The following is a 21,145-nucleotide window of genomic DNA, read 5'->3' on the forward strand; positions in this document are numbered from 1 at the left end:
CACGCGTTTCGTTTTTCAGTGTTCATCCTGCAAAAAGCCCTCCAGGCCCCGGCGGTCTGTCAGCTTCAGGCTCTTGTAGCCCGTCCTGATCCAGCCCTTTTTATCGAACTCGCCCAGCACCCGGCTTACCGTTACCCGGCTCACGCCCACGGAGGCGCCGATCTCCTCATGGGTGCAGCGCACCGTATCCTCCGGCCAGGGCAGGATGGTCAGCAGGTGGCGGGCGATGCGCTTGTCTGCCTGGAGAAAGTCCCCGTCCACATGGCCCGACAGCATCCGCACACGGCGGGCCAGGTCCTCCAGCATGGCGATGGCCAGATCGGGATGGGCGGCAAAGACCTGGGTCAGGTGCTGCCGGTCCACCGCCACCAGCTGGCATCTGGTCACCGCCATGGCGGAGGATACCCGGGGCTGGCCGTCAAAGAAGGCGGCCTCGCCCATCAGCTCGCCGGCATGGGGGAGGGTGAGGATACGCTCCTCGCCCTCGGGGGAACTGATGAAGCACTTGGCGGTGCCCGATACAATATAATAAAAGCAATCCGCCCGGGTGTCCTGGAGATAGATCAGCTCTCCCGGCTCCTTGTGCAGAATGGGCTGGCCGTCGGCCAGAGGCGTCCAGATGTTGCGCAGCATGGCGGTTTCCTCCTTTCGGGCGGACGGGGACAAGCCCTGCCCTTACGGTAAGATTGTAGCATGGTTTACATTCTTCTGGCAAGGGGGTATGGTATGCTGATACCAACAAGAAATAAGGAGGCGCCCTCGTATGGGAATGACCATGACCCAAAAGATCCTGGCCCGCCACGCCGGACTGGACCAGGTGGTACCCGGCCAGCTGGTGGAGGCCAAGCTGGACCTGGTGCTGGGCAACGACATCACCGCGCCCGTCGCCATCACCGAGTTCCGCAAGGCGGGACTGACTCAGGTATTTGATCAAGACAAGATCGCCCTGGTGCTGGACCACTCCACCCCCTGCAAGGACATCAAGTCCGCCCAGCTGTGCGCCCAGGCCCGGGAATTTGCCAAGGAATTTGACATCACCCACTTCTATGACGTGGGCTGCATGGGTGTGGAGCACGCTCTGCTGCCGGAAAAGGGCCTCACCGCCCCCGGTGAGTGCATGATCGGCGCCGACTCCCACACCTGTACTTACGGCGCGGTGGGTATGTTCTCCACCGGCGTGGGCTCCACCGACATGGCCGCCGGCATGGCCACCGGCCTTGCCTGGTTCAAGGTGCCCGCCGCCATCAAGGTCACCCTCACCGGCAAGTTCCAGCCCTATGTGTCCGGTAAAGACGTGATCCTCCACCTGATCGGTATGATCGGCGTGGACGGCGCTCTGTACAAGTCCCTGGAGTTCGCCGGGGAAGGGGTAGGGGAGCTATCCATGGACGACCGCTTCACCATCGCCAACATGGCCATTGAGGCGGGCGCCAAGAACGGCATCTTCCCGGTGGACGACAAGACCCGTGCCTACCTGAAGGGCCGTGTCACCCGTGAGTGGGAGGCGGTGGAGGCCGACCCCGACGCCGTGTACGACCAGGAGATCGTCATTGACCTGAACACCCTCCAGCCCACGGTGGCCCTGCCCCATCTGCCCTCCAACACCCGCACCATCGACCAGGTGGAGGGCACCCACATCGACCAGGTGGTGATCGGCTCCTGCACCAACGGCCGTCTGGACGACCTGCGGCAGGCGGCAGCGGTGCTCAAGGGCCGTAAGGTGGCCGGCGGGGTGCGGTGCATCGTCATCCCCGCCACCCAGCAGATCACCCTGGACGCCATGGCCGAGGGCCTGATCCAGACCTTCATCGAGGCGGGCTGCGCCGTGTCCACCCCCACCTGCGGCCCCTGCCTGGGCGGCCATATGGGCGTGCTCTCCGACAACGAGCGGGCCATCTCCACCACCAACCGCAACTTCGTGGGCCGCATGGGCCCCGTGTCCTCCGAGATCATTCTGGCCAGCCCCGCCGTGGCCGCCGCTTCCGCGGTGGCGGGCGTGGTCGCCGATCCCCGAACGCTGTAAACAGCGTTCGGGCCCCCATATTTTTCTTCCTCGGGGCAAGTGAATTGCCCCTGCGGCAAGGTTTTGCAGAGCAAAACGCTTGCACGCGCCACTTGGCGCGTCCCGCCTGCGGCGGGTCCCAAGGCACCAAATAAGAAAGGGTGACATCCTTGAAAGTATATAAGTACGGCGACAACGTGGATACCGACGTGATCATTCCCGCCCGGTACCTCAACGCCCCCGACGAGAAATCCCTGGCCTCCCACTGCATGGAGGACATTGACGCCAACTTCGCCTCCACCGTGGAGCAGGGCGACATCATCGTGGCCGGAGCCAACTTCGGCTGCGGCTCCTCCCGGGAGCACGCGCCCCTGTCCATCAAGGCCTGCGGCGTGAAGTGCGTCATTGCCCCCTCCTTCGCCCGCATCTTCTACCGCAACGCCATCAACATCGGTCTGCCCATCATGGAGAGCCCCGAGGCTGCCGCCGCCATCCAGGCGGGGGACACCGTTAGCGTGGACTTTGCCACCGGCACCATCACCGACGAGACCCAGGGCAAGACCTGGCAGGCCGCGCCCTTCCCGGCCTTCGTGGACAACATCATCCAGGCCGGCGGCCTGCTTAACTCCCTGAAAGCGCGAGGTGTGGCGAAATGAATTACAAAATCGCTTTGATCCGGGGCGACGGCATCGGCCCCGAGGTAGTGGGTGAGGCCGTCAAGGTGCTGGAGGCCGTGGGCAGGAAATTCGGCCATACCTTTACCTATGAGGACGTGCTGCTGGGCGGCTGCGCCACCGACGCGGTGGGGAAGAGCTACCCCGACGGCACCGCTGAGAAGTGCAAGGCCTGCGACGCCGTGCTGCTGGGCGCGGTGGGCGGCCCCAAGTGGGGGAGCGATAAGCCTGCCGAGCAGCGGCCCGAGACCGCCCTGCTGGCCATCCGCAAGGACCTGGGCCTGTACGCCAACCTGCGCCCCGCCGCCCTGCGGCCTGCCATGGCGGACGCCTGCCCCCTGAAGAAGGAGACCGCCGAGAAGGGCATCGACCTGATGATGGTCCGTGAGCTCACCGGCGGCATCTACTTCGGCCGGCGGGAGAAGTACGACACCCCCGACCGGGGCGTGGAGTGTGCCGACCGGATGGCCTATTCCGAGAAGGAGATCGAGCGCATCGGCCGCCGTGCCTTTGAGCTGGCCCGGCTCCGCCGCAAGAAGGTGTCCTCCGTGGACAAGGCCAACGTGCTGGAAACCTCCCGCCTGTGGCGCTCTGTCATGCACCGTCTGGCGGAGGAGTATTCCGACGTTCAGTACGAGGACGTGCTGGTGGACAACTGCGCCATGCAGCTGGTCCGTGATCCCGGCCAGTTTGACGTGGTGGTCACCGAGAATATGTTCGGCGACATCCTGTCCGACGAGGCAAGCATGGTCACCGGCTCCATCGGCCTGCTGCCCTCCGCCTCCATCGGCGACACCGCTCCCGGCCTCTACGAGCCCATCCACGGCTCCGCCCCCGACATCGCCGGTCAGGACAAGGCCAACCCCATCGCCACCATTCTGTCGGTGGCCATGATGTTCCGCTACTCCTTCCACCTGGCCGCCGAGGCCGATGCGGTGGAGGCCGCTGTGGACGCTGTGCTGGCCGAGGGCTGGCGCACCGCCGACATCGCCGAGCCGGGTGTCACCCCCATCGGCACCAGGCAGATGGGCGATCTCATCTGCGCCAAGATTTAAGGAAAACAGGGAAGAGGCGGCACTGCCGCCTCTTCTTTTTTATCAGTATATAAAAAGAGCCGTTCCCATGGTGGGAACGGCTCTTTTCTGTCGTTGGATTACATATCGACGGTCAGGACCTTCTTCAGGCGGGCAAAGCGGGGCAGAGAGTGCTCCTTGGGGCCGTTGGCCTCGCCCTGGATGAGGGGCAGGACGTAGTCGATGAATTCCTGCTTCACGCCGTTGCCGGCCTCGTTGATCCACTCGCGGGGCACCTTCTTCTCGAAGTTGGCCACGATGTCCAGGGGCTGCAGCACGGTCTCGCACTTGTAGCCGCCGTCGCGGGTGCACTGGAAGGCCACCATCTTGTCGGTGGTGCCGGCCACAGCGGCCTCCACGGCGGTCTTACCGGCCAGGAAGGCCTCGTCGATGTCGGTCTTGGAGCCCACGTGAGAGCCGCAGCGCTGCAGCAGGGACAGCTCGATGCCGCGGACCTTGGCGCCGGTCTTGTTCTTGATGATGTCGGCCAGCTTGACAGCCAGGCCGCCCAGCTGAGCGTGGCCGAAGCCGTCGGTGGCGGAGGTCTCAGCCTCGGACACGAAGCGGCCGTCGGCATAGTGGATGCCCTCGGACACGGCCACCATGCACTTGCCGGTCTTGTTGTAGATGTCGGTCACGTCCTTGACGAACTGATCCATGTCGAAGTCGGTCTCAGGCAGGTAGACCAGGTCGGGGCCGCAGCCGGTGAGGGAGGCCAGGGCGGCGGAGCCGGCCAGCCAGCCGGCGTGACGGCCCATGATCTCGATGACGGTGACCATGCCGGTATCATAGACGTGGGCGTCCTGCCACACTTCGGCGCAGGAAGTGGCGATATACTTGGCGGCGGAAGCGAAGCCGGGGCAGTGGTCGGTGCCGTTCAGGTCGTTGTCGATGGTCTTGGGCACGCCCATGATGCGGCACTCATAGCCCACCTTCTGCATATACTTGGAGATCTTGTTGCAGGTGTCCATGGAGTCGTTGCCGCCGTTATAGAAGAAGTAGCGCACGTCGTACTTCTTGAAGATCTCAAGGATACGCTTATAGTCGGTGTCGTCCTTGTCGGGGTCGGCCAGCTTATAGCGGCAGGAACCCAGGGCGGAGGAGGGGGTGTACTTGAGCAGATCCAGCTCAGCGGCGTCCTCCTGGCCCATATCATACAGCTTATCGTCCAGCACGCCCTTGATGCCGTGGGCGGCGCCCAGCACCCGGGTGATGCAGTCGGTGTCCAGGGCGGTACGGATCACGCCCAGAGCGCTGGCGTTGATGACGGCGGTGGGGCCGCCGGACTGGCCGATGATGCAAGCGCCTCTCAGTTCACTCATGAAAGTTGCCTCCTGTTGAATGAAAAATTTTTTACAAATTTAGATTTTGCGGGAATATCATACCACGTCCTCTTGAAATTATCAAGGAGACCTGTTAAAATCATGGTGCATCAAGAAAAGGAGATGACAACTATGCCTCTCGTAACTACTAAGGAAATGTTCCAGAAGGCCTACAACGGCGGCTACGCCATCGGCGCCTTCAATGTCAATAACATGGAGATTGTCCAGGGCATCACCGAGGCTGCCAAGGAAGTCAACGCCCCCCTGATCCTCCAGGTTTCCAAGGGCGCCCGCGCCTACGCCAACCACACCTATCTGGTGAAGCTGGTTGAGGCCGCCATCATTGAGACCGGCCTGCCCATCTGCCTGCATCTGGACCACGGCGACAGCTTCGAGACCTGCAAGAGCTGCATCGACGGCGGCTTTACCTCCGTCATGATCGACGCCTCCTCCAAGCCCTTCGCTGAGAACATCGAGATCACCAAGAAGGTGGTTGAGTACGCCCACGATCACGGCGTCGTCGTCGAGGCCGAGCTGGGCGCTCTGGCCGGCGTGGAGGACGAGGTCAACGTGTCCGCCGCCGACTCCCACTACACCCGTCCCGAAGAGGTGGAGGAGTTTGTCTCCAAGACCAACTGTGACTCCCTGGCCATTGCCATCGGCACCAGCCACGGCGCTTACAAGTTCACCGCCGCTCAGTGCACCCGCAATGAGAAGGGCGAGCTGGTTCCCCCGCCCCTGCGCTTCGACATCCTGGACGAGGTCGTGAAGCGTCTGCCCGGCTTCCCCATCGTGCTCCATGGCTCCTCTTCCGTGCCTCAGGAATTCGTGAAGATGATCAACGAGAACGGCGGCAAGATGCCCGACGCCGTGGGTATCCCCGAGGAGCAGCTGCGTCAGGCCGCCCGGGGCGCTGTGTGTAAGATCAACATCGACTCCGACCTGCGCCTGGCCATGACCGGCACCATCCGCAAGTTCTTCAACGATCATCCCGACAAGTTCGACCCCCGTGAGTACCTGAAGCCCGCCCGTGCCGCCATCAAGGAGCTGGTGAAGCACAAGCTGGTTTACGTTCTGGGCTGCGACGGCAAGGCCTGATCCAACAAAATCACCACAGAAAAGGAGAGGGGAGACCCTCTCCTTTTTTTGCACCCTGACCCGCTGCCGCATAGAATAGCGGGAAGGGAGAGAATTGTTATGTGGGAGCCTGTTCCATACGACCGCCGTGCCGCCGTGCGCTACGCCCACCGCTGGGCCTTTGGCCGCAACCCGGCCTACTACGACTATGAGGAGGTGGGGGGCGACTGCACCAGCTTCGCCTCCCAGTGCCTGTACGCCGGCATCGGGGTGATGGACTATACCCCGGAATACGGATGGTATTACCTGGACGCCAACAACAAGGCCCCGGCCTGGACCGGAGTGGAGTTTCTCTACCGCTACCTGACCCAGACCCAGGCGCGCCCCGGCCCCTACGCCGTGGAGACCGGTCTTGACCTGCTGCTGCCGGGGGATATCGTCCAGCTCAGCCCCCAGGGGGACGTATTCACCCATACCGCCGTGGTGGTCCAGGTGGGGGCACGGCCCACCCTGCGCAATACCCTGGTGGCCGCCCACTCCTACGACGTGGACCGGAAGCCCCTGGGGAATTACGCCTTTCGGGCCATCCGGTACCTCCATGTGCTGGGGGGCTGGCGGGAGACATAGGGCGTTTCATAGAGACGCAAAGAGGCGGGCGGCCACATGGCCGCCCGCCTTTTCTCATTGGGGTCAATCCCCCAGGATCAGGCCGGAGTCCTCCAGATAGAGCTGCCGGAAGAAGGAGACGGTCTGGCCGTTTTCGTCCTGGCAGGTGCCCGCCAGCACCACGCAGCCCTCCAGCGGGTCGGCGGCGGCGGTGTCCAGACTGCGGAAGGCAGGCCAGTGCTCCTTTAAAAAGTCCGCATAGGTGACGGTGTAGATGGTCCCGTCCTGGCGGAAGAAGAGCTGCTTGTCGGTGATCAGCTCACAGTCTCCGTCCCCGTTCAGGTCCAGGATGCGGACATTTCCCAGGAGGGTACTCTCTGCCCGCAGGAAACGGACCAGACCTTCCTCCTGGTTCCACCGGTACAGGTCGATGGTCCAGTTGACCTCCTTGGAGTCATTGCTCCAGCCCGCCAGCAGGCCCTGGTAGCCCAGCAGGGCGGGAAAGTCGTCCAGCCACCGGTTGCCGGACACAACCCCCAGGGGGAGACGGTCAAAGGAGGGCACCACGTCATCATTCTCCAGGGTGATCCGGGGGACGCAGGTGCCGTCCTCCAGGGTGTAGATGCCGAAGTAGAACTGGTCGTCGAAATTGGAGCCGAACCGGGTGGACTCCCTCCAGGGCTCGGGTTGGGGATCGCTGAGTTCTTCATACACCGTCAGCTCCTCCAGGGGAACGGCGACAGGCTCCCCGTTCCCGGCGGCAGGCTGGTCCACCGTGAGGGTGTCACCGCTGAAGGTGAGGGTGCGCAGGAAGGAGGTGGTGGTGCCGGTTTCATCCTCCATCGTGCCGGAAAGCAGGATACAGCTGCCTCTGGCGGACAGTCTGGCCCCCTCCAGGGTGCGGAAGGCGGGCCAGCGCTGGGCCAGCAGGTCGGCGTAGTTCACGGCATAGAGGGTATCCTCCCACTGGAGGAGAAGCTGCCGGTCGGTGATCAGCTCCTCCTTCCCGTCCCCGTTCAGGTCCTGGGTCAGCAGCTGACCGCCGGCGCTGCCGTAGGTCTCCGCCAGCAGGGACCGGTTTCCTTCCTCGTCCACGGCAAACAGGTCGTAGAACCATTCATCCTGCCGCTCCGACGGCACGCCGGGGTAGGAGGTGATGAAACCGTCGGTGCCCATCAGGTCCAGGTAGTAAAACAGCTGGTAGGTCTCCTGCAGCCCATCCATGCTTCCGGACTGCTTGCGCTGTAGGAAGAGCATGGCGCCGGCGTTTTCGCTCCTGGGACCCTCCCGCATGGTCCAGGGTGGGGTTTCGCCGTCCTCACCATAGGAGTCCAGGTCGAAGTGCTGCTCGACGGTGGGATTTTGGGGCACGGCGGGGGCGGAATAGGGGGACAGGTCGGAAAGGGACAGGGTGAAGATCCCATCCTCATATACAGCGGTCCGGGGTCCCGAGAAGGTACAGGCCGCCGCCAGACCTGCCAGCAGCACCGCCGCCAGCACAGCGGCCAGGATGGGGCGCTTTTGGTGGGCGATGCGGGTGATGCGGTCCTTCATCTGCCGCTTGCCGGAGGTCATGGTGGTGGCGGCCAGCAGGGGATTGGTCGGTCTGCCCCGCACCGGCACCAGGGCCAGCAGGGTGCGGCCATAGGCCAGCCGCCCGCTGTGGTCCAGCTCCGCCATGGCTCCCTCGTCGCAGGCCAGTTCGCAGTCGGTGCGGGACAGAAGGGCCGCCGCCCACACCAGGGGGTGGAACCAGTAGATGGTGAGGCACACACACCGCAGCAGGGCCCACAGGGGGTCCAGATGTTTGGCGTGGGTGCGCTCATGGAGGAGCACATAGTCCAGACGGTCCGACTGGACGGCGGTGGGGGTCAGGTAGATGGCGGGCCGCGCCAGCCCCACCAGACAGGGGGAGGAGAGCCGGTCGCTGAGATACACCGGCAGGGGACAGCCCTCCACCGGGAAGGGCACCCGGCTCTTGCGCAGGTTCAGCCGGAACCGCAGGTTGGCAAGGAGGAAGAAGGCGGCCATGGCGGCCATGCCCACCTTCCACACCACATCCAGCACCTGGGCCAGGGAGACGGTGGGAGCGGGGAGAACGGCGTTGCTCTCTCCGGCGGTGGGGATGTCCTGGATCACCTGGGTCTGGGTGTTATCCGGAATCGGTTCGGCGGCCGGTTGGGTGGGGACCTCCACCGGCCGCTCCAATACGGCGGTGAGCTGCTGCCCGGCCTGCTGGCTCACATCCAGCACCGAAACAACGGGCAGGGCTGGCAGCTGTACCGGCACCAGCAGCCGCACCAGCACCAGCGCCCACAGGGCGTACTGTACCCGGCGGGGGATGGCGGTGCGGAAAAGAAACCGGAAGAGGATCAGGGCCAGGATCAACACCGACGCGGTGAGGATCACTTCTTTCATGACGACTCCTCCTTTGCCTGCTCCAGAATGGCGGAGAGCTGGTCAATGTCCTCCTGGGTCAGCGCCCGGCTGTCCACCAGGGCGCTCATCATCAACCCCAGGCTGCCGCCGTACACCTTGTCCAGGAAGTGGCGGGTGGCGGTCTCCTCCGCCTGCTGGCGGGGGAGCAGGGGGGTATACTCCTTGGCCCGGCCCTCCTCATGGTGGGTCACCGCCCCCTTGGCCTCCAGCCGGGAGAGCATGGTGATGATGGTGTGCTTGGACCAGCCGGTCTCCCCCTCCAGCGCGTGGGTCAGCTGGGTGATGGTGGCCGGACCGTCCTCCCACAGGCGGTCCATCAGCTTCCATTCGCCGTCGGACAGGTGGATCTTCATAGGGCATCCCTCCATTGGTGCACAGTTGTCTACCTCTTCTGATTGGAGCATAACACAATGGTAGACAGTTGTCAACCAAATTTGCTGAAACTTTTCCGGACTCTGTGGTGATATGATAGACGAAAGCGCTTTCCACTTCCCGAAGGAGTGACCTTATGAGAGAGACGACCATCATCAGACAACTGCGGGCGGGAGACCCGGCGGGGCTGGAGGCCCTGATGGACGCCTATCTGCCCTATGTCTCTGCCGTGGTGTGGCACATTCTGGGCCGCGCCATGCCGCTGGAGGACGGGGAAGAGGTGGTGTCCGACGTATTTTTGGCTGCCTGGGACCAGGCGGAGGACCTGCGGCCCGGCCAGATCAAGGTATGGCTGGCCGCCGTGGCCCGGCACAAGGCCCGCAACAGGCTGCGTCAGACGGGGCGGACCCTGCCCCTGGAGGGGGAGGCTCTGGAGATCCCCGGCCAGGCCGACCCGGCAGATCAGCTGGCCCGGGCGGAGGAGGGGCAGCTGGTGCGGGCGGCGGTGGACGCCCTGCCCCACCAGGAGCGGGAGATCTTTCTCCGCTATTACTATTACGCCCAGACCATGCCGGAGATCGCCCAACGGATGGACTTGAATCTGTCCACCGTCAAGACCAAGCTGCGGCGGGGACGAATGAAGCTGAAGGAACAGTTGACGAGGGAGGGATATGTACATGAAGCGTGACTGGTTCGACCTGCTGGAGGATTACCAAGCCCAGCCTCTGGACCTGGACGAAGAGAACCCCTATTCCTCGTCTCGAATCAGGGAGATGACCATGAAACGAATGACAGACAAGAAAACCAAACGGCGCCGGCTGCCGGTGCGGCTGCTGACGGCGGCCGCCGTGGCGGCGGTCCTCACCGTGTCTGCCCTGGCGGTAAGCCGCGTCCTGGGGGCGGGGGAGATGTTCCAGGACTACTTTACCGACGACGCCCAGCCCCTCACCTCCGCCCAGCTGGAGGCAGTGGACCAGATGGGGGCCGCCTTTGAGGGCGGGGTCACCAGCAACGGAGCCACCATTACCCCGGTGGCCATCCTGGCGGACCGGCAATTCTGCTATCTGCGCCTGCACATCCAGGCCCCGGAGGGGGTAGTCCTGCCCGACTACACCGAGGAGGAGGGCTACTATCAGCTGTTTAGCCCAGAACAGGAGCACTTCCTCTCCCTGAAGGCGGCTGACGGCACCAAGCTGGACTACACATCCTCGCTGGACGTGCTGCCCGACGACGATCCTACTGACAACGAAAAGGACCTGGTGCTGTGGCTGGCCTCCGACCCGGACGGCACCGTCTTTAACGGGGATCAGCCCCTGTATCTCACCCTCCACGGGCTGTGGCTTCAGACGCCGGACAAGGACTATACCTCCATCTTTGAGGGCGAGTTCGTACTGGACCTTGGGCTGTGCGGTCAGGGGACCAGCCTGGAGCTGGACGTGGCTGGGATGACCTGGACCAACGAGACCTACGACTTTACCATTACGCTGGAGGAAATGACCCTTACCCCACTGAGCCTCACCGCCCGCTATACTGCCACCCAGTCCAATGACCCCAGGATATGGCCCGGTGTGGGACCTATGGAGGTGGTGCTCAAGGACGGGAGTACCGTCTCTGCCCTGAATAAAGGTGCACCCGACATGAACGGCTGCGCGGTGCAGGTTTTTGACACACCTCTGGATCTGGAACAGGTGGCCTATGTCCGGTGCGGCGGCTATCAGATCCAGCTGCCCCCATTTTGACAGAAAAAACGGGAACCGCTTTTGCGGTTCCCGTTTTGTTGTTACGGCTGCTCCAGAGCCCGCTCCAGGGCCTCAATGACGATCTTCATGGCCTTGATGCGGGCGTATTTCTTGTCCACCGACTCCAGGATGTGCCAGGGGGCGAAGGTGGTGCTGGTGCGCTGGAGCATCTCGTTCACCGCCACCTCGTAGGCGTCCCACTTGTCCCGGTTGCGCCAGTCCTCCTCGGTGATCTTCCACTGCTTGGCCGGGTCGGCCTGCCGCTCATTGAACCGCTCCAGCTGGGTGTCCTTGTCGATCTGCACCCAGAACTTGATGACCACCATGCCGGAGCTCACCAGTTCCTGCTCGAACTCGTTGATCTCGTCAAAGGCCCGCTGCCAGTCGTCGGTGGTGCAGAAGCCCTCCAGCCGCTCCACCATCACCCGGCCGTACCAGCTGCGGTCAAAGATGGCGATGTGCCCCGTCTTGGGCAGCCGGGTCCAGAACCGCCACAGGTAGTGGCGGGCCAGCTCGTCCTTGGTGGGGGCGGCGATGGGGAGGACCTCATACCCACGGGGGTCCAGGGCGGAGGCCAGCCGCTTGATGTTGCCCCCCTTGCCGGCGGCGTCCCAGCCCTCGTACACCACCACCACCGGCACCTTCTTCCGGTAGAGCTCGTTGTGGAGGGCGGCCAGCTTCTTGCGGCACTTTTTCAGCTGCTTGCGGTAGTCCTTCTCCTCCAACTCCTTGTCCAGGTCTACCTGGGCCAGGGGCAGGGTGGGGGCCAGAGGCCACTGATAGGAGGGGTGGACGGGGACGGGCCGGGCCTCCAGAGCGGCGCAGATCTGGTCGTGGAGCCAGTCTGCCGCCGCCAGGTTGGCCTGGACGGCCTGGGTGCTGTCGATGATCTTCCAGGGGGCCCAGGGCTTGTCGGTGGCAGCCAGATAGCCGTCAAAGACCGCCAGCTGCTTGTCGTAATTCTTGTTCTGCCGCCGGTCGGCCTCGGTGGCCCGCCAGGCGGTGTCCTTGTCGGCGGCCAGGTTGTCCAGCCGCTCCTTCTGGCTCTGGGCGTCGATGTGGAGGAAGAGCTTCACCAGCAGATACCCTCCGGCGGCCAGCTGCCGCTCAAAAATGTTGATGCTCTCCAGCCGGGCCTGGTACTCGTCCTCCGACAGCTCCCCGTGCAAATAGGCCCGGACAGTCTCCTCCATCCAGCCGGTATCCAGAAAGAGCACCTTGCCCTGGGCGGGGATGGTCTCAAAGTGGCGCTTGAGGAAGGGCCAGCGCTTCTCGGTATCGGTGGGGGAATTGACGCTGATCACCTTGAAGAACCGGGGGTCCAGCTCCCGGATCAAAGACTGAATGGTGCGGCCCTTGCCCGCGGCGCTCCAGCCCTCCAGCAGAACGATCACCGGCAGGCCCGCCTGCTGCAGCCGCTGCTGCAAGCCCGCCAGCTGGGTCCTGCGGGCCTTCAGCAGGGCCTTGCACTCGGCCTGGGTCCGCCGCTCGGTGTGAAACGCAAAGTCACTGAGCATGGCTTGTGCCTCCTTCGTGTGGTTTTGTCCTCAGTTTACACCCGAATACCGCCGCTGACAAGCCTTACCGCCCCAGGAAGTTTTTCTTGTGGCGGCGGCGGTTTTATAGTATACTATGTAGAGTCGATTTTACGAAAAAGAGGTTTTTTGCATGGATCACGCCCGTTATGAAAGTCCCCTCTCTTCCCGCTACGCCAGCGACCAGATGCAGTATATTTTCTCCCCGGACAAGAAGTTCTCCACCTGGCGGCGGCTGTGGGTCGCCCTGGCCCGGGCCGAGATGGAGCTGGGCCTGCCGGTGACTGCGGAGCAGGTGGCCGAACTGGAGGCTCACCTCACCGACATTGACTACGACAAGGCCGCCCAGTACGAAAAGAAGCTGCGCCACGACGTGATGGCCCACGTCCACACCTACGGCGAGGCCTGCCCCAAGGCCATGCCCATCATCCACCTGGGCGCCACCAGCTGCTATGTGGGCGACAACACCGACGTGATCCTCATGCGGGAGGGCCTGTGCCTGATCCGGGATGAGCTGGTGCGGGTGCTGGACAAGCTGGCCAGGTTTGCCCGGCAGTACAAGGCCCTGCCCACCCTGGGCTTCACCCACTTCCAGCCCGCCCAGCTGGTCACCGTGGGCAAGCGGGCCACCCTGTGGATGAACGAGCTGCTGCTGGATCTGGCCGACGTGGAGTACCGCATCGCCAACCTGAAGCTGCTGGGCTGCAAGGGCACCACCGGCACCCAGGCCTCCTTCCTGGAGCTCTTCGACGGCGACCACGCCAAGTGCCGTGAGCTGGACCGCAAGATCGCCGCCGAGATGGGCTTTGACGCCACCGCCGCCGTGTCCGGCCAGACCTACTCCCGGAAGGTGGACTATCAGGTGGTTTCCACCCTGTCCGGCATTGCCCAGTCCGCCAGCAAGTTCGCCACCGACCTGCGGCTGCTCTGCCACCTGAAGGAGGTGGAGGAACCCTTTGAGAAGAACCAGATCGGTTCCTCCGCCATGCCCTATAAGCGCAACCCCATGCGCTGCGAGCGTATCTGCGCCCTGGCCCGGTACGTCATGGCCGACGCGGTCAACCCCGCTGTTACCGCCGCCAGCCAGTGGTTCGAGCGCACCCTGGACGACTCCGCCAACAAGCGCCTCAGCGTGCCCGAGGCCTTCCTGGCGGTGGACGCCATCCTCAACATCTGGGCCAACGTGGCCGACGGCCTGGTGGTCCATGAGAAAGTCATCGAGAAGCACGTGCTGGAGGAGCTGCCCTTCATGGCCAGCGAGAACATTATGATGGACGCCGTCAAGAAGGGCGGTAACCGGCAGGATCTCCACGAGCGTATCCGCGTCCTCAGCCAGCAGGCCGGCGCCAACGTGAAGGACCTGGGCCTGTCCAACAACCTGATCGACCTCATTGCTGCCGATCCGGCCTTCGCCATGCTCAGCCGGGAGGAGCTTACCGCCCATCTGGAGCCCAGCCGCTACATCGGCCGCTGCCCGGAGCAGGTGGAGGAGTTCCTCAAGGAAGAGGTGGAGCCGGTGCTGGAGCGCTATCCCCACGCCCTGGAGGGCAAGACCGCGGAATTGAAGGTATAAACAGGGACCAAACGGGAATTTAAGGAGGAAATTGTCATGGAAAAGGCAGTTCGGCGTATCGGCGTATTTACCAGCGGCGGCGACGCCCCCGGCATGAACGCAGCCATCCGTTCGGTGGTTCGTACCGCCATCCATATGGGTATTGAGTGTATCGGCATCCGCCGTGGCTATCACGGCCTCATCAACGGCGACTTTGTTCCCCTGGACTTTGACAGCGTCAGCGGCCTGTCCCGCCGGGGCGGCACCATGCTCTACTCCGCCCGCAGCGAGGACTTCAAGTCCGAGGTGGGCCGGGAGCGGGCGGCTGCCACCTGCAAGCTGCTGGGTCTGGACGCCCTGGTGGGCATCGGCGGCGACGGTACCTTCCGGGGCCTGCTCACCCTGGCCGACAAGGGCCTGAGCGTCATCGGCATCCCCGGCACCATCGACAACGACATCGCCTGCTCTACTTACACCATCGGTTTTGACACCGCCTGCAACACCGCCCTGGAGTCCATCGACAAGCTGCGGGACACCATGCAGTCCCATGAGCGCTGCTCCGTGGTGGAGGTCATGGGCCGTCACGCCGGCCATGTGGCCCTCAACGTGGGCGTGGCCTGCGGCGCCACCGCCGTGGTGGTGCCCGAGCAGGTGGTCAACTACGAGGAGGACCTGATCGAGCCCATCCGCCGGGCCCGTCTGGCGGGCCGCACCCACTTCATGATCATCGTGGCCGAGGGCGTGAAGGGCGGCGCCTACGACATCGCCCAGCATATCCACGAGGCCACCGCTCTGGACACCCGCGTCACCATCCTGGGCCACGTCCAGCGGGGCGGCGCGCCCTCCCTCCGGGACCGGGTGGCGGCCACCTACATGGGCTATGAGGCCGTGCGGCTGCTGGCCGAGGGCAAGACCTGCCGGGTGGTGGCCATGGACGGCGAGTCCTATGTGGACTACGACATCCACGAGGCCCTGCAGATGAAGAAGGGTCTGGATCAGCAGACCTACACTGTCATGCGCGCCCTCACCGGCGTGCAGTAAGCCAACCCACAGAAACGGAGAGCGGAGCGGGGCTCCGCTCTCTGCCTTTTTGGAAGGAGGGACCGCCATGATCCTGGCATTGTGCGTGGACGACAAAAACGGCATGGCCTTCAACGGCCGCCGGCAGAGCATGGACCGGCTGCTGCGGGCCGATTTACTGACGGCGGCGGGGGAGAGCCCTCTGTGGGTGAGCCCCTACACCGCCAAACAGTTCGATCCCGCCCCTGCAAACCTGTGCCCGGCGGAGGACTTTCTGCTCCGGGCGGGCCCGGGCGAGATCTGCTTTGCCGAGTTTCCCCCTCTGGCCCAGGTGCTGGACAGGGCGGAGGGGATTCTCCTTTACAGATGGAATCGGACCTATCCCGCAGACCAGTATCTGGATTTTGACCCGGCGGCGGCAGGGTTCCGGCTGGTCTCCACCGCCGACTTTTCCGGCTCCTCCCACAAAAACCTGACCAAGGAGGTCTACACCAAATGAAACGAATTTCTGCCGCTCTGCTGGCGCTGACTCTGCTGTGTGCCTTGACCCTCAGTGGTTGTAAAGGGAATGAACCTGTCCCCAGTTCCGCCCCCGCCGCTTCTTACGACCTGACCAGCCTGCCCGATTACAGCGGCGATCCCTATGTGGCGGTCAATGACAATGTTCCTTACTTTACAGAGGACGACTACACCACCAACTCCTTTGAGTCCTACAGCGACCTGGACGAGCTGGGCCGGTGCGGGGTGGCCTACGCCTGCGTGGGGTCCGATCTCATGCCCACCGAGGACCGGGAGAGCATCAGCTCGGTGAAGCCCAGCGGCTGGATCAACGTGGAGTATGACGGGCAGTACCTCTATAACCGCTGCCACCTGATCGGCTTTCAGCTCACCGGCGAGAACGCCAACGAGAAGAACCTCATCACCGGCACCCGGTACATGAACGTGGACGGGATGCTGCCCTTTGAGAACATGGTGGCCGACTATGTGAAGGAGACCGACAACCATGTGCTCTACCGGGTGACCCCCGTCTTTGAGGGGGACAACCTGGTGGCCTCCGGGGTGCTGATGGAGGCCTACAGCGTGGAGGACAGCGGGGAAGGGGTCACCTTCTGCGTGTACGCCTACAACGTGCAGCCCGGCATTACCATCGACTACGCCACCGGAGCCAGCGCCGCCGGCGGTGAGGAGGTGCCCCAGCCCTCCATTCCCGCTCAGACCACCAGCGGCTCGGCGGAGGAGCAGGGGACCTATGTACTCAACACCAACTCCATGAAGTTCCATGAGCCCGACTGCTCTGGGGTGGCCTCCATGAGCGATGCCAACCGCCAGGACTACACCGGCTCCCGGCAGGATCTCATCGATCAGGGGTATGCTCCCTGCGGCATCTGCAAACCCTGAGGGAGCGCCAGCCCCCATTCATTTCTTCCCAAGCGAGGTTTCCCATGAAAGACATCGTCACATCCTTCGGGGCCTGGATCCAGGCCCTGTGCGACAAAAACCCGGAAAAGGCCCGGAAATGGCTCACCACCGGCTACCGGGCCAAAAACCTGCAATTAAAGCTGGCCCCCGGCAAGCTGACCGCCAAATCCGCCCAGATGGTGGCAGTCCAGACCATGAACTCCATGATCGCGCCCCTGGCCCACCCGGACAAGGCGGCCATGGTCAGCCTGTTTCTGCCCTGTGAGCCCATCCAGGTGCTGGGGCTGTCCCCCTACTCCTGCGAGGGCTTCGGCTGCTTCCTGTCCGGCACCCAGGCGGAGGGGGCCTTCCTCCGCTACGCTGAGAGCGAGGGCCTGCCCGAGACCTTCTGCTCCTATCATAAGATCTTCATCGGGGCGGCGGAGAAGGGCCTGATGCCCAAGCCCCGGTTCATTCTGTCCACCACCCTGGCCTGCGACGCCAATCTGCTCACCTTCCGGCGGCTGGCGGAGTACTTTGACGTGCCCCACTTCATGGTGGACGTGCCCTACCGCACCGACCAGAGCGCCGTGGACTATGTGGCCGGCCAGCTGCGGGACATGACGGCCTTTCTGGAGCAGCAGACCGGCCAAAAACTGAGTCAGTCCGCGCTGGAGGAGACGGTGGAGCGCAGCAACCGGAGCCTTGCCAACTACCACCGCTATATGACCCTGAAGGCGGACAAGTGCATCCCCTGCGAGATGACAGGGGAGATGTTCGCCGCCTTCGCCCTCCATATTCTGCTGGGTACCCCGGAGACCGAGGCCTTCACCCTCCAGTGCCTGAAGGATGTGGAGCAGGCGGGACCGGCGGAGGGGGTGCGGCTGCTGTGGCACCACACCACCCCCTTCTGGGTGGCCCCCCTGCGGCAGGTCACCGACTTCAACCGGGACGTGCAGATCGTGGGGTGCGATATGTGCTTTGAGGGCATCCAGCCCACCTTTTCATCCGATCCCTATGAGGCTATGGCCCAGCGGGTGGTGTACTCCGCCTTCAACGGCCCGGTGTCCCGGCGCATCGAGAAGGGGGTGGAGGCCGCCCGCCAGCTCAAGGCCGACGGTACGGTGTGGTTCTGCCACTGGGGCTGCAAGCACACCCTGGGCGGGGCGCAGCTGGCTAAGGAGACCTTTGAGGCCGCCGGCATCCCTACCCTGGTACTGGACGGCGACGGCTGCGACCGCAGCCACGGCGGCGAGGGCCAGCTGGCCACCCGCATGGAGGCCTTTGTGGAGCTGCTCAAGCAGGGAAAGGGGGGACAGGCATGACCCACTATATCTGTAAATACACCCCGGTGGAACTTTTGCGCGCCCTGGGGGGCGAGTGCGTGGTGCTGGACCAGATGCCCGACTCCTTTCCCCTCAGCGACCAGCTGGGCCATCCCAACCTGTGCGGCTTCGGCAAGGCGGTGCTGGAGGCCTGCCTGTCCGGGCAGGTACGAGAGCTGGTGCTGGTCAACTGCTGCGACGTGATCCGCAGCGTGTACGACATCCTGCTCCAGCACGGCAAGCTGGACTTCCTCTACCTGATGGACCTGCTCCACTGCGGGGGCGACTGCGCCAAAACCCGGATGAAAGGGGAGCTGCTGGCCCTGGCGAAGGCCTACGGGGCCTACAAGGGCACCAAGTTTGACGAAACCGCCTTCCGGGCGGCCTTCCAGCCTCTGGACCGGCCCACGGAGCCCTACCTCAGCGTGCTGGGAGGCAGGGTAGGGGACAAGCTCTTTGAGGCCATGGAGGAAGCGCTCCCCCTGCCGGTACGCAACGACACCTGCGTTCACAACCGCAGCGTGGCCACGCCGCCGGAGGGCGGGGACTTTGATTCCCTGATGGGCTGGTACGCCGGGGCTCTGCTGGAGCAGATCCCCTGTATGCGGATGACCGACGCCGCCGGGCGGCGGCAGCTGGTGAACGATCCCCATCTCAAGGGTGTGGTGTACCACACGGTAAAATTCTGCGACTACTACGGCTTTGAATACTCCGGCCTGCGCCATGAGCTCACCGTGCCCATGCTCAAGCTGGAGTCGGACTATACGGCGGGGAGCAGCGGACAGCTCAGTACCCGGCTGGAGGCCTTTGCCGAGACCATGGTCCCGGCACAAACCACGGCGAAAAAAGGAGGCAACGCCATGAGCGGCGGACTGTATTATGTGGGCATCGACAGCGGGTCCACCAGCACGGATGTGGCCATTCTGGACCGCAACCGCCAGCTGGTGGCGGGGGTGATCCTGCCCACCGGGGCGGGGGCCTCGGCGGGGGCGGAGCGTGCCCTGGAGCAGGCCCTCAAACAGGCGGGGCTCACCGAGGCGGACATTGCCGCCACCGTCACCACCGGCTACGGCCGCTCCGCCATCCAGATGGGGGACAAGTCCATCACCGAGATCACCTGCCACGCCAAGGGGGCCTACTTCCTGGACGCCTCCGTCCGCACCATCATCGACATCGGCGGCCAGGACAGCAAGGTGATCCGGCTGGACGGCCAGGGCAACGTGGTCAACTTCCTGATGAACGACAAGTGTGCCGCCGGTACCGGACGGTTCCTGGAGCTGATGGCCCGCACCCTGGAGCTGTCCATGGAGGAGATGAGCTGGGCCGGGCTGGAGTGGAAGGAGGACATCGCCATTTCCTCCATGTGCACCGTCTTTGCCGAGTCGGAGGTGGTGTCCCTCATCGCCCAGAACAAGGACCGGGGGGACATCATCCACGGCCTGAACCAGTCGGTGGCCTCCCGCACCGCCGCCCTGTGCCGCCGCCTGGGGGGCGAGCCCAACTATATGATGACCGGCGGCGTGTCCAAGAACCGGGGCGTGGTGGAGGCCATCCAGCGGGAGCTGGGGGTGGAGCTCATCGTCTCCGACCGGGCCCAGCTCAACGGCGCTCTGGGCGCCGCCCTCTTTGCCCTGGAGGGGTAATCTCATAGCTATTTCAAAGACCTTCCCTGTGGGGAAGGTCTTTTTTTGCCGCTGGATGTACCAAAACATACAACAAATCCCCCCAAACACACTACAGGTGAAAGGGGGGAGGTCCATGAAGCTGGTACGCTACGGCAGGGAGGGGGCGCTGACCAACTATCTGCCCCTGCCCAGGCCGCTGCTGGAGCTGGATCTGTCGGGGACGGCCCTGCTGCTCTACGCTCTGCTGCTGGACCGGGCAACCCTGTCCCAGAAGAACGGCTGGTGGTCAGAGGAGGGGTGGGTGTATGTGCGCTATCCCATCGCCAGGCTGGCGTCGGCGCTGGGGCGGGGAACCACAGTGGTCAAGAAGCGGCTGAGGGAACTGGAACAGGCGGGCCTGATCCGGCGGGTGACGCCAAGGAGGGGGGGGGCCAGCCAAATTTTTTTGTCCCTGCCCGAGGACACTTTTTTGACCGGGAGCGGGCCGAAAAACCGACCGGGTCCCGGTCGGAAACCGGACCATGACCAGGGCGGAAAAGCGTCCCCTAACAACCTGAGGGAACCACAAAAAGAGAACAACTATTCTTATCAATATAGAGAGGGGGAGAGTTTATAATGGAGACATGGGATCGGGAGGCGCTGAAACGTGAGGCACTGGAGCAGAGCAGGATCAGGTGGGCCGCCAAGCGGCGGGAGCAGATGTTCCAGTCCGCTCAGGAGCTGAAACAAGCCACCTTTGAACGGGACTGCGGGGCGGTGCCTCAGCTGGCCTGGGCCAGGCAGTATGTGGAGCACTGGGACGAGATGTGCCGGGAGAACATGGGCCTGCTGTTCTGGGGCCCGTCGGGGACGGGCAAGACCTACGCCGCCGCCTGCATTGCCAACGCCCTGACAGAGCAGGCGGTGGTGGTGCAGATGATTACCTTGGGGGACGCGCTGGTACAGTTGTTCGGCATGAGCGGCGAGGAGCGGGTGCGGTATCTGAACTCGCTGACCACCTGTGGGCTGCTCATTTTGGACGACTTCGGCGTGGAGCGCCGGACGCCCTACGCCCGGGAACAGGTGTACGAGATCGTCAACCGCCGGTATCTGTCCGGGCGGCCCATGGTGGTGACCACCAATCTGACGCTGGAGGAGCTGAAAAACGCCGACCGGGACGACAGCCGTATTCATGACCGGGTGCTGGAGCGGTGCGTGCCGGTTTGCTTTGACGGAACCAGTCTGCGGCAGGAAAAAACAGCGGAGCGAGTCAAACGGATGCAGACGCTGCTGACCGGCGGCAGTCCGGCGGATTGACAAAGGTCCGCCGGGATGGTATCGTTGTCATAAACCGAACAGGCCCACAATCGCCGTAGGGGCAGATGCCCACATCGGCCCGCCTGAACC

General features: G+C 63.9%; 20 protein-coding genes. 15 read left to right on the forward strand and 5 right to left on the reverse strand.

Translation table 11 applies throughout. The features are described from left to right. Positions 1-15: 15 nt before the first annotated feature. Positions 16-633 (reverse strand): Crp/Fnr family transcriptional regulator, encoded by a 618-nt coding sequence (locus B5G40_RS02685; RefSeq protein ID WP_087398675.1) that lies wholly within the window; start codon positions 631-633, stop codon positions 16-18. Positions 634-763: 130 nt separating this feature from the next. On the opposite strand from B5G40_RS02685, the gene leuC reads away from it, so the two are divergent. From leuC to leuB, 3 genes are all read left to right on the forward strand, one after another. After that, entirely contained in the window at positions 764-2,023 is a 1,260-nt protein-coding gene (gene leuC / locus B5G40_RS02690) for a 3-isopropylmalate dehydratase large subunit (protein ID WP_087398676.1), read from the forward strand. Positions 2,024-2,172: 149 nt separating this feature from the next. Next, complete coding sequence (locus tag B5G40_RS02695; protein WP_087187950.1) at positions 2,173-2,658, forward strand: 3-isopropylmalate dehydratase small subunit; 486 nt, start codon at positions 2,173-2,175, stop codon at positions 2,656-2,658. Continuing rightward, positions 2,655-3,731, forward strand: a complete 1,077-nt coding sequence (leuB, locus tag B5G40_RS02700; protein ID WP_087398677.1) for a 3-isopropylmalate dehydrogenase — start codon at positions 2,655-2,657, stop codon at positions 3,729-3,731. Before B5G40_RS02695 ends, leuB begins: the two co-directional genes overlap by 4 nt. 98 nt (positions 3,732-3,829) lie before the next feature. Here the strand turns inward: leuB and B5G40_RS02705 are convergent, their stop codons facing one another. Beyond that, on the reverse strand, positions 3,830-5,071 hold the full coding sequence (locus B5G40_RS02705; RefSeq protein ID WP_087398678.1) for a 6-phosphofructokinase: 1,242 nt from the start codon (positions 5,069-5,071) through the stop codon (positions 3,830-3,832). A gap of 132 nt (positions 5,072-5,203) precedes the next feature. On the opposite strand from B5G40_RS02705, the gene fba reads away from it, so the two are divergent. Both fba and B5G40_RS02715 read left to right on the forward strand, forming a co-directional pair. Continuing rightward, positions 5,204-6,169 (forward strand): class II fructose-1,6-bisphosphate aldolase, encoded by a 966-nt coding sequence (gene fba, locus B5G40_RS02710; protein ID WP_087389440.1) that lies wholly within the window; start codon positions 5,204-5,206, stop codon positions 6,167-6,169. Positions 6,170-6,268: 99 nt separating this feature from the next. Continuing rightward, entirely contained in the window at positions 6,269-6,775 is a 507-nt protein-coding gene (locus tag B5G40_RS02715) for an amidase domain-containing protein (protein ID WP_087398679.1), read from the forward strand. Between the two features lie 63 nt (positions 6,776-6,838). Here B5G40_RS02715 and B5G40_RS02720 read toward each other — a convergent pair whose 3' ends face one another. Further along, positions 6,839-9,172: a M56 family metallopeptidase gene (locus B5G40_RS02720; protein WP_087398680.1), complete on the reverse strand. Its 2,334-nt coding sequence runs from the start codon at positions 9,170-9,172 to the stop codon at positions 6,839-6,841. After that, positions 9,169-9,546 (reverse strand): BlaI/MecI/CopY family transcriptional regulator, encoded by a 378-nt coding sequence (locus tag B5G40_RS02725; RefSeq protein WP_087327158.1) that lies wholly within the window; start codon positions 9,544-9,546, stop codon positions 9,169-9,171. The genes B5G40_RS02720 and B5G40_RS02725 overlap by 4 nt, the downstream gene beginning before the upstream one ends. Before the next feature lie 155 nt (positions 9,547-9,701). Here B5G40_RS02725 and B5G40_RS02730 point away from each other — a divergent pair, with 155 nt between their 5' ends. Beyond that, complete coding sequence (locus B5G40_RS02730) at positions 9,702-10,253, forward strand: RNA polymerase sigma factor (protein ID WP_087398681.1); 552 nt, start codon at positions 9,702-9,704, stop codon at positions 10,251-10,253. Then, positions 10,243-11,304: a hypothetical protein gene (locus B5G40_RS02735; RefSeq protein WP_087398682.1), complete on the forward strand. Its 1,062-nt coding sequence runs from the start codon at positions 10,243-10,245 to the stop codon at positions 11,302-11,304. Before B5G40_RS02730 ends, B5G40_RS02735 begins: the two co-directional genes overlap by 11 nt. Before the next feature lie 41 nt (positions 11,305-11,345). Here the strand turns inward: B5G40_RS02735 and pap are convergent, their stop codons facing one another. Beyond that, on the reverse strand, positions 11,346-12,821 hold the full coding sequence (gene pap, locus B5G40_RS02740) for a polyphosphate:AMP phosphotransferase (protein WP_087398683.1): 1,476 nt from the start codon (positions 12,819-12,821) through the stop codon (positions 11,346-11,348). Between the two features lie 151 nt (positions 12,822-12,972). On the opposite strand from pap, the gene purB reads away from it, so the two are divergent. From purB to B5G40_RS02780, 8 genes are all read left to right on the forward strand, one after another. Then, positions 12,973-14,412, forward strand: a complete 1,440-nt coding sequence (gene purB, locus B5G40_RS02745; RefSeq protein ID WP_087398684.1) for an adenylosuccinate lyase — start codon at positions 12,973-12,975, stop codon at positions 14,410-14,412. A gap of 36 nt (positions 14,413-14,448) precedes the next feature. Continuing rightward, positions 14,449-15,432, forward strand: coding sequence for an ATP-dependent 6-phosphofructokinase (locus B5G40_RS02750; RefSeq protein ID WP_087398685.1), 984 nt, complete (start codon positions 14,449-14,451; stop codon positions 15,430-15,432). Positions 15,433-15,499: 67 nt separating this feature from the next. Next, on the forward strand, positions 15,500-15,910 hold the full coding sequence (locus B5G40_RS02755; RefSeq protein ID WP_087398686.1) for a hypothetical protein: 411 nt from the start codon (positions 15,500-15,502) through the stop codon (positions 15,908-15,910). Next, positions 15,907-16,809: a DNA/RNA non-specific endonuclease gene (locus B5G40_RS02760; protein ID WP_087398687.1), complete on the forward strand. Its 903-nt coding sequence runs from the start codon at positions 15,907-15,909 to the stop codon at positions 16,807-16,809. The genes B5G40_RS02755 and B5G40_RS02760 overlap by 4 nt, the downstream gene beginning before the upstream one ends. A gap of 44 nt (positions 16,810-16,853) precedes the next feature. Then, on the forward strand, positions 16,854-18,134 hold the full coding sequence (locus tag B5G40_RS02765; RefSeq protein ID WP_087398688.1) for a 2-hydroxyacyl-CoA dehydratase subunit D: 1,281 nt from the start codon (positions 16,854-16,856) through the stop codon (positions 18,132-18,134). After that, positions 18,131-19,777: an acyl-CoA dehydratase activase gene (locus B5G40_RS02770; RefSeq protein WP_087398689.1), complete on the forward strand. Its 1,647-nt coding sequence runs from the start codon at positions 18,131-18,133 to the stop codon at positions 19,775-19,777. Before B5G40_RS02765 ends, B5G40_RS02770 begins: the two co-directional genes overlap by 4 nt. Positions 19,778-19,892: 115 nt before the next feature. After that, positions 19,893-20,375, forward strand: coding sequence for a replication initiator protein A (locus B5G40_RS02775; protein WP_242959148.1), 483 nt, complete (start codon positions 19,893-19,895; stop codon positions 20,373-20,375). Then, on the forward strand, positions 20,375-21,055 hold the full coding sequence (locus B5G40_RS02780; protein WP_087398690.1) for an ATP-binding protein: 681 nt from the start codon (positions 20,375-20,377) through the stop codon (positions 21,053-21,055). The genes B5G40_RS02775 and B5G40_RS02780 overlap by 1 nt, the downstream gene beginning before the upstream one ends. Positions 21,056-21,145 lie beyond the last annotated feature (90 nt).

It is taken from the genome of Flavonifractor sp. An9, assembly GCF_002161245.1.
Taxonomy (GTDB): Bacteria; Bacillota; Clostridia; order Oscillospirales; family Oscillospiraceae; genus Flavonifractor; species Flavonifractor avicola.